The 12,884-nt window shown below is 69.8% G+C and carries 8 protein-coding genes; 4 read left to right on the top strand and 4 right to left on the bottom strand.

What is annotated here, in order from left to right; genetic code table 11:
* The first annotated feature begins 1 nt into the window (after position 1).
* Positions 2-835, top strand: a complete 834-nt coding sequence (locus AC1HFH_RS15940; RefSeq protein ID WP_480243566.1) for an IclR family transcriptional regulator — start codon at positions 2-4, stop codon at positions 833-835.
* A 44-nt stretch (positions 836-879) separates the two neighbouring features.
* Here AC1HFH_RS15940 and AC1HFH_RS15935 read toward each other — a convergent pair whose 3' ends face one another.
* The 3 genes from AC1HFH_RS15935 to AC1HFH_RS15925 form a co-directional block, all read right to left on the bottom strand.
* Positions 880-2,562: an FAD-binding dehydrogenase gene (locus tag AC1HFH_RS15935; protein ID WP_480243565.1), complete on the bottom strand. Its 1,683-nt coding sequence runs from the start codon at positions 2,560-2,562 to the stop codon at positions 880-882.
* A 172-nt stretch (positions 2,563-2,734) separates the two neighbouring features.
* Complete coding sequence (locus tag AC1HFH_RS15930) at positions 2,735-4,072, bottom strand: lipase family protein (RefSeq protein WP_480243564.1); 1,338 nt, start codon at positions 4,070-4,072, stop codon at positions 2,735-2,737.
* Positions 4,073-4,152: 80 nt separating this feature from the next.
* Positions 4,153-5,142: an AurF N-oxygenase family protein gene (locus AC1HFH_RS15925; RefSeq protein WP_480243563.1), complete on the bottom strand. Its 990-nt coding sequence runs from the start codon at positions 5,140-5,142 to the stop codon at positions 4,153-4,155.
* Positions 5,143-5,318: 176 nt separating this feature from the next.
* Here AC1HFH_RS15925 and AC1HFH_RS15920 point away from each other — a divergent pair, with 176 nt between their 5' ends.
* Both AC1HFH_RS15920 and AC1HFH_RS15915 read left to right on the top strand, forming a co-directional pair.
* Positions 5,319-7,508 carry a molybdopterin oxidoreductase family protein gene (locus tag AC1HFH_RS15920; RefSeq protein WP_480243562.1) on the top strand — a complete coding sequence of 730 codons (2,190 nt, stop codon included), beginning with the start codon at positions 5,319-5,321 and terminating at the stop codon, positions 7,506-7,508.
* A 236-nt stretch (positions 7,509-7,744) separates the two neighbouring features.
* A complete protein-coding gene (locus AC1HFH_RS15915) occupies positions 7,745-8,407 on the top strand; it encodes a cutinase family protein (RefSeq protein WP_480243561.1) in 663 nt (220 codons plus the stop codon).
* A 90-nt stretch (positions 8,408-8,497) separates the two neighbouring features.
* Here AC1HFH_RS15915 and AC1HFH_RS15910 read toward each other — a convergent pair whose 3' ends face one another.
* On the bottom strand, positions 8,498-10,534 hold the full coding sequence (locus AC1HFH_RS15910; RefSeq protein WP_480243560.1) for an SDR family oxidoreductase: 2,037 nt from the start codon (positions 10,532-10,534) through the stop codon (positions 8,498-8,500).
* A 361-nt stretch (positions 10,535-10,895) separates the two neighbouring features.
* On the opposite strand from AC1HFH_RS15910, the gene AC1HFH_RS15905 reads away from it, so the two are divergent.
* Positions 10,896-12,821 carry an acyl-CoA dehydrogenase family protein gene (locus AC1HFH_RS15905; protein WP_480243559.1) on the top strand — a complete coding sequence of 642 codons (1,926 nt, stop codon included), beginning with the start codon at positions 10,896-10,898 and terminating at the stop codon, positions 12,819-12,821.
* The last annotated feature ends 63 nt before the right edge of the window (positions 12,822-12,884 follow it).

Below are 12,884 nucleotides of genomic sequence, written 5' to 3'. Positions count from 1 at the left end.
GATGACGGTCGATTTCGTGGCCGAACCGGAACCGGAGCAGTTGCGGGTCGGATCGGCGCGGGCGACCGCGACGCCGCCGGCGTCGATGATCGAGCGGATGACGCTGATCCTGGACGCCTTCGATCCGGCAACCCCGACCCTGACGCTGCTCGGCCTCGCCGAGCGCACCGGGCTGCCGCGTTCCACGGTGCACCGGATCCTGGATCAGATGATCCGGCTACGCTGGCTGGCCCACACCCCGGGCGGTTACCGGCTCGGGATCCGGGTGCTGGAGCTCGGTGGCATGGCGGCGCAGCACAACGAGATCCGTGAGGTGGTGAGCCCGCTGCTGCACGACCTCAGCCAGCGCACCGGCCTCATCGGACACCTGGCCGTCCTGGACGGCCGGGAAGTTCTGTTCCTGGACCGGGTCGGGGGCCGCAGCAGAGTGCCGATTCCGACGCGGGTCGGCGGGCGGCTGCCCGCACACTGCACCGCCGTCGGGAAGGCGCTGCTCGCCACGCTGGAACCGGCGATCGCGGAGGGTTCGCTGCGCGGCGTCGACAATCCGCTGACCCCGCACAGCATTCACGACCGGTCCGAGCTGCACCGCGAGCTCACCCGGATCCGCAACCGGCAGGGGGTCGCCGTCGACAACGAGGAGGCGATGCCCGGGGTGGGTTGCGTCGCCGTGCCGATCCGGGGGCGCAGCGCGGCCGTGGCCGCGTTGTCACTGGCCGGTGGCATCGATGCCGAACGCAGTGCGCTCGACACCGCCCGGCTGGCCCGGGCGCTCGCCGAGGTCGCCCAGGAAGCCGGCCGTACCCTGACGCCCCGGCACCCCCGGGCGCGCTGAATCCCACCCGGCGCCGGGTGCGATTGTGCCACGGGCAGCGGGGGTCAGCGCGCCGCCTCGGCGACGGCTCGACCGGCCGAGCGGCCGGAGAAGATGCAACCGCCGAGGAAGGTTCCCTCCAGCGCGTTGTAGCCGTGTACGCCACCGCCGCCGAAGCCGGCCACCTCGCCCGCGGCGTACAGCCCGGGCAGCGGTGTTCCGTCCGTGCGCAGTACCCGGGACTCCAGGTCGGTCTGCAGGCCGCCGAGGGTCTTGCGAGTCAGGATGTTCAACCGCACGGCGATGAGCGGGCCGTGGGCGGGGTCGAGGATACGGTGCGGCGGCACCACCCGGCCGGCCTTGTCGCCGAAGTACTGCCGGGCGTTCACGATCGCCGCCACCTGGGCATCCTTGCCGAACTTGTTGGCCACCTGGCGATCTCGCGCGACGATCTGCGCCTCCAGTTCGGCCGCGTCCAGTTTCGGTCCGCGGGCGATGGCATTCATCCCGACGACCAGGTCGGCGAGATCGTCGGCGACGACGAAATCCACCCCGTGCTGTTTGAACGCCTCCACCGGGCCCGGTGCCCCCTTGGCCAGCCGGCTGCGCACGGTGAGCAGCAGATCCTTGCCGGTGATATCGGGATTCTGTTCCGACCCCGACAGAGCGAACTCCTTCTCGATGATGCTCTGATCGAGGACGAACCACGAATAGTCGTAGCCGGTGGACAGGATCTGCCGCATCGTGGCGTTGGTGTCGAACCCCGGGAAACACGGTGCGGGCAGACGCTTTCCGCAGGCATCGAACCACAGCGAGGACGGCCCGGGGATGATCCGGATGGCATGATCGGGCCAGACCGGGTCCCAGTTGTGGATGCCCTCGGTGTAGTGCCACATCCGATCGCGGTTGACGATCGCGCCGCCCGCCTCCTCGGTGATCCCGAGCATCCGGCCGTCGACATAGGCGGGTACACCGGAGATGAGCGTCTCCGGGCACGGACCGAGCCGTTCGGACGGCCAGTTGCGGCGGATCAGTTCGTGGTTGTGGCCGATCCCACCGGAACACACGATCACGGCGGGTGCGTGGAACTCGAACTCGCCCACCGCGGTCCGGTTCGAGGCGACACCGCGATCCAGGTCCTGCGGTTCGAGCACGGTCCCCCGGACACCGGTCACGGTCTCGTCGTCGACGATCAGTTCGTCGACGCGGTGCCGGTAGCCGAACCGCACCAGGCCGCGGCGTTCGGCCGCGAGAACCGGTTCGGCGAAGATCCGCACCACCTCCGGCCCGGTACCCCAGGTCAGGTGGAACCGGGGCACCGAGTTGCCGTGCCCGTCGGCGGCGGCGCCGCCGCGTTCGGCCCAGCCCACCACGGGGGTGAAACGCAGGCCGAGACTGTGCAGGTACTCCCGCTTCTCACCGGCGGCGAACCGGACGTAAGCCTGCGCCCACTGCCGGGCCCACCGGTCCTCGCGGTCACGATCGAATCCGGCCGAACCCGACCAGTCCTGCCAGGCCAGCTCGTAGGAGTCGTGGATACCCAACCGGCGTTGTTCCGGTGAATCGACCAGGAACAACCCGCCCAGCGACCAATGTGCCTGCCCGCCCAAGTTGTTGCGGTTCTCCTGGTCCAGGACCAGTACCCTTCGCCCGGCCCGGGTGAGCTCGTAGGTGGCGACCAGGCCGGCCAGTCCGGCTCCCACCACCACCGCATCCGGCGTGAATTCCGTATCGGTGCGCGCAGCCATTACCTAACCTCCGGGCCGGGACGAATTCGACAGGCGAAACGTAGCATTTCCAACCCGGGGTGCGGAGTCGGTTGCCCTCCTCCGCGCCGCCGTGGCTCAGGCGGTGTTCGATGGCCTGATCCTCGAGGCGCTACGTGGTTACGCTCCGCTGCCTCCTCCGCGCCGCCGTGGCTCAGGCGACCTGCCGGACCTGCTCGGTGCTGTCCGGGTAGCCCGCAGGCGCGGTGACCGGCAGTGGCCGGCCCAGCACGGTGCGCAGCGCCGACCGGGCCAGGCCGAACACACCGTCCCGGCCCGCCGGTAGGCCCAGGACACTGCGGACGGTGCGGGTGTCCGACGGTGTGAGCCGATCACCGTCGAATCGCGCGGCCAGCCAGTTCAGCGTCAGCGGGGTGGACAGCGGCAACAGCAGGATGTGTTCACTGAGCCGATCCCGGAGGTAGGTCACCTGCGCTCCACGGGCCCGGTACCGCGCCACCAGGGTGTCGATATCGGACACCGCGATGATCTGGTCGTGGACCGCCTGCAGTACCAGCAGCGGAGTCGACGGAGCGCGGCGACCGAGCCGGATGTCGTCGAAGACCGCCGTCAGCTCCGGCAGTGCGAGCACCTCGGTGAGCGGGACGGTGGTGTGTCGGTCGAGATCACACCCCGCCAGCCGGGCGACGGTGCCGCCGGTACTGCGCTCGGTGATGCCCGCGAGCAACGCCCGCCCGGAGTCGGTGGCGTAGCGGTCGAGCACGCGGTCGAGGGCCGGATACACCCGGCGCAGGCCGGCGATGACGAGCATCGGCAGTCCCGCGTGCGGGCCACCGTTGAGCCGGTGGAAGGTGGACAGCAGATCGCCGACCGGCGAACCCAGCACCGCCCCGGCGATCTCGAGCTCCGGGGCGTACTCGGGTGCGGTCTCCGCTGCCCACGCGGTGGCCAGGCCACCACCGGAGTAGCCCCACAGCCCGACCGGTGCCGCAGGTTCGAGCCGCAGCGGTGCGAACTGCTGTGCCGCCCGGATCCCGTCGAGGGTCCGGTATCCCGGCTCCCGGGGTGCGCCCCAGGCGCCGAGCATGCCCTCGTGGTCGGGGATCGAGATCGCCCAGCCGCGGGACAGGGCGTCGGCGAAGCACAGCATCTCGAACTGGGTGAAACTGCCCAGCGCCCGGGACCCGTGCCGCAGGGCGTAGGACGGAAAGCTGCGCGAGGACACGGCATCGATCGCGCACTGGAACGACAACAGCGCCCGCGGAGGGCCCTCCGGGGCGATCACGGTCGTCACCGCGACCTCGGGCCGGCCGTCGAGATCGGCGGTGCGATACAGCAACTGCCACGCCGACATCCGGGTCGGCACCAGCCCGAACACCGCGAGCCGCACCGGCCGCCACCGCAGCACCGTCCCGGCGGGCTGTTCGGTGAATCCCGCCGCGGGCCGGTAGAAGGCGTCGTCGGCGGGCAATACACCACGCGTCGGGTGCGGCCAGGCCGCAGGCGGGGACAGGGGACGATCGGACGGCACGTGGGCTCCTGGGGCAGAAAACGGAAGGTGGGCGCGTGGGCCGGCCCGGCCCGTACGACGGGCCGGGCCGGGCAGCGGATTCAGGCGACTCGGCGGTCCGGTTCGCTGCGGTATCGGGAGGCGGGGCCGTCGATGCCGAGCAGTCGCCAAGCCTGCGCGGCCACCGGATTCATCAGCCCGGTGTCCACGGCCAGGGTCCGCACATCGGCGAAGATCCCGCGCATCTGGGCACGGGATTGCGGGTCTTCCCAGTAGGCTTCGCGCATCACCCGCGCCGGGATGTCGAACTTCTCGACGAACTCCCGCGGCGGCGTGGCGATCATGTCGAGCATGATCCGCATCGCCACCGGGAAGGCCAGGGACAGCACGAACCGCGCCGGCGGAATCATCCGCGGCACCTTGCGGCGCAGGTACTCGTGCGCGAAGGAGATGTGCCGGGCCTCCTCGGCGACGTGGATCTGCATCACCCGCGCCACCATCGGATGCGGATCGGCGTTGCTGCGCAGCAGGGACTTCTGCAGATGGTCGATCGGTTCCTCACCGCCGAGCACCATGGTGAAGAACAGTTCGGGGAAGAATTTGACCGCGGGCCAGATGATCATCGTCAGCTTGCGATCGATGCTGCCCATCCCGACCACATCGAACCGGCCGATCCGGTTGATCATCTCCTGGAACATCATCGTGTGATTGCACTCTTCGGCCGCCTCATGGGTGACGTACCGGAACTCCGGGTCACCGTTGGGAACCGAGGTGAGGTACTGCATGAGACCACGGATGAGCAGCTGTTCGAAGTCGATCCCCACCTTGGCGATACCGGCCTGACGCCACATGCCCATCGCGATCTGCCGTTCGACGGGCTGGGCGCGATACCAGGGATGCCGTCCGAGCGGATCCACCTCGGGCATGATCCAGCGGGTATCCACCGGGTCGACCGCGAAGTCGGGCGAATCCCAGTCGATATCGGCGTACGGGTCGAAGTGCCGGTGCACCGACGCCTCCGACAAGGTCTGCAGTGTGTCCCGGTAGGCGGCGTCGGTCGCGGCGCGGGCGGTGTCAGTAGACAACGTCATCGGTGTCTCCTCGGATGGTTCGCTACCGCCATATTAGTGGTACCGGCAGTACCGCACAATAGTTGGTGATACTTTCCGTATCACTTATAGTTGTCGGCTATCGCGAGGTGACGGCCGGGGTGAGAGAATATTGGCGAATCCTTCTCACCGGCGCCCTCGTCGGGTGAAGATGGGGCATGGCCGCGACCGTTCCTGCCGCCCGCAATCTGCTCCGCACCTGCCCGCTGTGCGAGGCGGTGTGCGGACTCGAACTCACCCTGGACGCCGACGACCGGGTCACGGCCGTACGCGGTGACCGGGACGACCCCTTCAGTGCCGGCTACCTGTGCCCGAAGGGGGCCAGTTTCGGCCACGTCGATCAGAATCCCGATCGGGTGACCACCCCGTTGATCCGGGATCGGGCCACCGGGACCCGGCGCCCGGCCGGATGGGACGAAGCCTTCGACCTCATCGCCGACCGGATGCCGGCACTGATCGGCGCGCACGGTGCCCAGGCCACTGCGCTGTACCTCGGCAATCCGTCCGCGCACAGTGTGGCCGGTGGGCTCTATCTGCCCGCACTGTTCCGGGCGCTCGGCACCCGGAACCGCTATTCGGCGAGCACCGCCGACCAGATGCCCAAACAGGTCGCCTGCGGGCTGCTGTTCGGCGATCCGATGGCGATACCGGTTCCGGACCTGGACCGGACCGACTACCTTCTGATGCTCGGTGCCAACCCGGTCGAATCCAACGGCTCGCTGTGCACCGCGCCGGGATTCCCCGGGCGGCTGAAGGCGCTGCGGGCCCGCGGTGGCCGGCTGGTGGTGGTCGATCCACGCCGCACCCGCACCGCCGGACTGGCCGACGAGCATGTGTTCATCCGGCCGGGTACCGACGCCCAGCTGCTGTTCGGCATCGTCGCCACCCTGTTCGCCGAGGAGCTCACCCGGATCCGGGTGGCGGTGGCGGGCCTGGCCGAACTCCGGTCGGCAGCCCAGGGTTTCACCCCGGAGCTGGTCGAGCGGTGCACCGGTGTCCCGGCGACGACGGTGCAGCGCCTGGCCCGGGAACTGGCGGCCGCGCCGACGGCCGCCGTCTACGCCAGGATCGGCACCTGCACCACGGAATTCGGCACGCTCACACAATGGCTGGTGGACGTCGTCAATGTGCTCACCGGAAACCTGGACGCCCCGGGCGGTGCGATGTTCGCCACACCGGCGGCGCTCGGCATCGTACGGTCCAAACCGTTCCGCACCGGCCGGTGGCGCAGCCGGGTGCACGGGTACGCCGAGGCTATGGGGGAGTTCCCGGTCGCCACGCTGGCCGACGAGATCAGCACGCCGGGGGACGGCCGGGTGCGGGCGCTGGTCACGGTCGCCGGCAATCCGGTGCTGTCGGCCCCGAACGGGCCGCGGCTGGATGCGGCATTCGCCGGCCTGGACTTCATGGTCAGCGTCGACTGCTATGTGAACGAGACCACCCGCCACGCCGACGTCATCCTCCCGCCACCGCGCCCGGTGCAGTCACCGCACTACGATTTCGCGCTGCTGCACTTCGCCGTCCGGAACTACGCGCGATACTCCCGGCCGCTGGTACCGCTCGGCGACCGGCCGTCGGAGTCCGCGATCCTGGTCCGGCTGGCGGCGGCCGTGGCCGGACAGCCGCACCGGACCACCGACGACTACGACCCGCTCACCACGTTCGACGAGCTGGTCATCGCCGATACACTCCGGCGTGCGGGCCGCGAGTCGGCGCGGTCGGAGCTGGCGGGGGCGAACAGCACCGAGGCCCGAATCGACCTGATGCTGCGGCTGGGACCGTACGGCGAGTGGAACGGCGGGACGCTGAACCTCACTACGCTGCTGGACAATCCGCACGGCGTCGACCTCGGGCCGCTGCAGCCACGGCTGCCCGAGATATTGCGCACCGCGTCCCGCCGGGTCGAACTGGCGCCGCCGCAATTGCTGGCCGATCTCGACCGGATGCGCCGCACCGAGGCCGGGCCCACCCCGGAACTGGTGCTGATCGGGCGGCGGCATCTGCGTTCCAACAACAGCTGGATGCACAATGTGCCGCGGCTGGTCGGCGGAACGAATCGCTGCACCCTGCAGATCCATCCCGACGACGTGTCCCGGTTCGGTCTCGGCGACCGGGCGGTGGTGAAGTCGGCCACCGGATCGCTCATCGTCGAGGTGGAACCCACCGACACGATCATGCCGGGGGTGGTGAGTCTCCCGCACGGCTGGGGACACACGCGCGGTGCGCCGGCTGCCGATTCGGATCACGCGGGCGTGAATGCCAATGCCCTGACCGATGATTCGGTGGTGGATGCGCCCTCCGGAAACGCCGTGTTCAACGGTGTCCCGGTGACGGTGGCCCCGGCCTGACCGGCCGCGCACGGTTCGCCGTCGCCCGGTGCGCTGCCGCCGGGCGGCGGACCGGCAGAGCTCCACCACCGCGACCGGGTGCCGATTCGACACCGAAACGTCGCGCAACGGACGCGCGAATACGGCCGGGCCGTGCGCATTCCGCGGGTACCCACCGATGAACGGGCCGATCGGCGCCGTATGCCGCACGGCCCGCACAACTCTCACAACGGCGTGAGCAAGGTGGGGTGAGAACCATGGCCTGCCGATCGAATACCGGCGGTACCGGATATCGCGCGGGACACGTTGTCGTGCTGCTCCTGTCGGCGGTCGTCGCGTGGTCGACTGCGGGCGCGCCGGCCGCCACGGCCGCCGGACCCTGCGCCCCGATCGAGGTGGTCGTCGCCCGCGGCACACTGGAACCCGGCCACCTGGGAGCGGCCGTCGGTGATCCGCTGTATGCCCAGTTGCGGCACCGGCTTCCGGTGCCCAGCACGGCCCACCGGGTGGAGTATCCGGCCGACCTGCTGGTTCCGGGATCGGTGAGCATCGGTACCGAGGCCATGACGGCCCACCTCATACATCGGGCGGCGCACTGCCCGCACCAGCGCTATGTGCTGGTCGGCTATTCGCAGGGCGCGGTCGTCACGCACGGGGTGCTCGGATCCCCGGCCGCGACGGTCCTGCCGGGGATCCGAGTGCTGCCGCCGTCGTTGGGCTCCCGGATCGTCGCCGTCCTCCTGTTCGGCGATCCGCTGCGGCTGGTCGGCGGCGTGGTGCCACCGCAGTACCTGCACCGCACCGGCAATTTCTGCACCGCAGGCGACCCGGTCTGCACCGGCGGCGGCAGCCCGGACCGGCACAGCGCCTACGGCTGGGCCTTCGGCGCTGCCATCACCCACGTCCTGTCCCGGATCTGAGCGTGCAATCCACCACGCGGAGTCGGTGACTGGTGCCCGGAATCGAAGTTCCGGGCCGCGGGCGTACTCGGTGCGATGAGGGCGGCGCGGCTACCAGTGCACGCCGGGGAGGATGCGGGAGAGGCGGGCGGCGGGGCCGGGGACGGCCATCAGGGGGAGCAGGGCGGGAGCTACCCGGTGCAGCGGGCCTCGGGACGGTGCGGCGCCGGTCGATGCCGCGACAGGCGCCGGGGCCGGGGATTCGGTGGGGGCGGCAGCGCCTTTCGCGGCGCGGGATTCGCCGAAGATCCGGTACCCCTGATGCATGATGGTGCGCTTCACCGAGGGCAGCAGGAACTCGACGGCCTGGGCGAAGGTCCCGACCGGGGTATCGATGCGGTCGGGCCGTTCCTCCAGTGCGCGAACCACGATGGCGGCCGCCCGGTCGGGGTCGGGAACCGGGAGGGCGCGGTACAGGTCGGTCGGGGCGATCATCGGGGTCCGGACCAGAGGCATCCGGACCGAGGTGAAGGTGACTCCGGCATCCCGGTTCTCCACCGCGGCGATCTCGCTGAACTGGTCGAGTGCCGACTTGCTGGCGACGTAGGCGGCGAACCGCGGCACCTTGGTCTGGACGGCGATCGAGGAGATGTTGACGACGTGGCCGAAACGGCGGGCCCGCATGGCCGGCAGCAAGGCCAGGATCAGCCGGACCGCCCCGAAGTAGTTCACCGCCATCGTCCGCTCGAAATCGTGCATCCGGTCGGTCGAGTTGAGCACCGACCGGCGGATCGACCGTCCGGCATTGTTGACCAGGTAGTCGACATGATCGTGTTCGTCCAGCACGGTCCGCACCAGCCGGGCGACCGCATCGGCATCGGTGATATCGCACGAATAGGCGAACGCGGTGCCGCCGTCGGACCGCACGGCGGCCGCCGCGGTTTCGAGTTCGCCGGCGCGCCGCGCGACCATCAGGACGGTGGCGCCGCGCCGGGCGACGGCGTGTGCGGTGGCCAGGCCGATACCGGAGGAGGCGCCGGTGATCAGGACGGTGCGGCCGGCCAGCGGGTCGCCGGTGTGGTCGGCTCGGCCACGGCCGGGCGCCAGGTGTTCGAGCCAGTACTGCCACAGCCGCGGTGCGTAGGTGTCGAACTCGGGCACCGTGAGCTCGCCGAGCTGGGCCCGAGTGGAATCGTCGACGAATTCGGCCGCGAAGCTCACGTGCGGTGCGACCGCGGCCGGGATACCGAGCCGTTCGAAGAGCAGATCGCGCAGCGCCGGAACTCCGGGCAGTTCGCCGAGACCGGTGAGAGCACGGGCCGAGCCGGGCACCGGGCCGACACCGCCACGCCCGCCGGCGGCCGTGGCGAGCGCACGGTAGATGTCGGTGAAGGGCTGCGGGTCCGGATTGACCAGATGGAAGGTGCGGCCCTCCAGTCCGGGTTTGCGGACCAGCGTGATCATGGCGGCCGCGACGTAGTCGACCGGAACGATATTGGTCGCGCCCAGATCGGGCAGCGGCAACGGGAGGTTCGGGCGCAGTCCGGCCAGTCCCGCGATTGCCGGGAAGAAGTAGTACGGTCCGTCGATCTTGTCCATTTCGCCGGTCCGGGAATCACCGACGACTATCGCCGGCCGGTAGACGCGGAACCGAATCCCGTCGGCTTCGCGGACGAGCTTTTCGGCGGCGAACTTGGTGCGATGGTAGGGCGAGGTGAGTTGCTGTCCGAGGTCGAAATCCTCTTCGAAGAACTTGCCGCGATGGTCACCCGCGACCGCGACCGAGGAGACGTGGTGCAGGACGGCGTCGAGCCGCCGGGCCAGCGCGATCACGGCCGCGGTGCCCGCCACATTGGCGGCGTAGGAGGTCTCCTCGTCGGCCGTCATATCGTAGACCGCGCCCAGGTGGATGATGTGCTCGGCCTGCGGTGGCGGACCGTCGATGCCGAGATCGTCGGCGGTGAGATCGCCGATCAGCGGGCAGAGCCGATGCGGTTCGGTGCAGTCCGCGGCCAGCGCGCGGAACCTGTCCAGCGATCCGGCGCGCACCAGGACGTGGACAACGGCTTCCGGATCGGCATCGAGCAGGCCTCGGACGATTCGCCGGCCGAGAAAACCGGTACCGCCGGTCACGATATAGGAAACCATTGCCCCTCCTGGACTTCGCTCGAATTCTGCGCGCGGCCGATCGCAATCACGGGAGAACGGCGAATGCGGACCGGCGATATCGGCCCGGGAACAACGGTGGTCGGGCCGAAAGTGAGAACACCTTCGTCCTGACTCGGCCGAAACCGTAACCGGTTTCGGCTAATTCGGGCAAGTTCGGAGCATCCGGATCGGGTGTGGGAATTGTCACCGAGGTCAGTTCCGAAAAAGTTGGTGCTACAACTAATTTCAGTTACTCGCGGTTTCAGAAATTGTCGGCGGCGGTTCGGCGCCGGTAGTCCGGTCCGTCACATCCGGGTTTCGTACCCGGCTCCGGGCCGAATCGCGAGCTAGGGTCGCTGTCATGGCGACCGACAGCTCGACGACAGCAGACCACCTGCGCGCAGCCCTGGACGGCCCGTGGCGGGAGATTCGCGCCGCGGCCCGGACCGAACTCGCCGGCGACCGGTTCACGGCGGACCCCTATCTCGACTACCGGGCCGCCCGGACCCGGGTCCTCGACCAGATGCGGGTGCTCGCCGGGATGGGCTACGCCGAACGGGGATTCCGGCCGGAGAACGGCGGCACCGGTGACCCGGGCGGTGCCGTGACGGGGCTGGAGATGCTGGCGTACGCCGATCTGTCGCTGTGGGTGAAGTCCGGTGTGCAGTGGGGCCTGTTCGGCGGCGCCGTCGAGAACCTGGGTACCGAGCGGCATCGTGACGTCATCAAGGGGCTGCTGTCCCTGGATGTGCTCGGCTGCTTCGCCATGACGGAGTCCGGGCACGGCAGCGATGTGGCCAACCTGGAGACCACCGCGACCTACGACGCGGCCACCGAGGAATTCGTGATCCACTCGCCGACACCGTCGGCACGCAAGGACTACATCGGCGGCGCCGCCGAGCACGCCCGGACGGCGGCGGTATTCGCCCAGCTGATCACCGGCGAGACGAATCACGGTGTGCACTGCCTGCTGGTGCCCATCCGGGATGAGAACGGGGCGGACCTGCCGGGGGTGACCACTATCGACGACGGGCTCAAGGGCGGGCTGCTCGGGGTGGACAACGGGCGGATCGTCTTCGATCAGGTCCGGGTCCCGCGGGAGAACCTGCTGAACCGGTTTGCCGATGTCGCCCCCGACGGCACCTACAGTTCGAGCATCGACAACCCCAGCCGCCGCTTCTTCACCACACTCGGCACCCTGGTCCGGGGCCGGGTGAGCGTGGGTGGTGCCGCCGCGGCCGGTGCCCGGGTGGCATTGAGCATCGCGGTCCGGTACGCACTGGCCCGGCGCCAGTTCGCCGACCCGGACACCGGCGCGGAGACCCTGCTCATGGACTACCGCAACCACCAGCGCCGGTTGCTGCCCCTGGTGGCGAAGAGCTTCGCGCTCGCCTTCGCGCAGAACGACCTGGTGCAGCGGATGCACCTGGTGCAGACCGGGCAGAACGTCGACCCCGGCGCCCAGCGCGCCCTGGAGAAGCGCGCCGCCGGTCTGAAGGTCGCCCAGACCCGCCACGCCACCCGGGCGATCCAGGAATGCCGGGAGGCCTGCGGAGGCGCCGGCTACCTCACCGAGAACCGGCTGGTGACGCTCAAGGCGGACACCGATGTCTTCACCACCTTCGAGGGCGACAACGTCGTGCTGACCCAGTTGGTCGCCAAGGAACTGCTGACCGCCTATTCCGACGAGGTCCGCGACCTGGACGCCCTCGGCTGGGTGCGGTTCGCCGCCACGATGGCAGGCGACGTGGTGCGCAAGCGCTCCGGCGTCCGGCAGCTGGTGCAGACGTTGAAGGACCGCGGCGACGAGACCGTGGACGAAGGAGATCTGTCCAAGCGGGCCGTTCAGCTGCAGCTGTTCGCCGACCGCGAGGACTACCTGGTGCGCACCGCGGCACACCGGTTGCGGGCCCGGGCGGCCGACACCGGTCCGTTCGAGGCGTTCAACAATGCCCAGGACCACATCCTCGCCGCCGGTTCGGCGCATATCGACCGGCTGGTGCTGGAGGCATTCATCGAGGGCCTCGACGATATCGAGGACCCGGTCGCGCGGGAGCTGGCCGATACGGTGTGCGACCTCTACGTCTATGCGACGCTCGAGGAGAATTCGGCCTGGTACATCATGCACCGGTTCATGTCGGTGGAGCGGGCGAAGGCGGTGCGTCGCGGGGTGAACGAGCTGGTGGACCGGCTCCGTCCGGACGCCGCGACGCTGGTGGCCGCAATGGGGGTCCCGGAATCGATGCTCCGGGCGGCGATGCTGCACGACGCGAGCGTCGCCGACTGACGTCCTCGGCCCACCGCCCGGCCCAGCACAGCGGCGCGACGAGGACGACCGCCGCTGCTGTCC

The organism is Nocardia sp. KT25-26 (assembly GCF_056627695.1).
Note: the sequence above shows the minus strand (reverse complement) of the source record. Positions and strands in the feature narration are given on the sequence as shown.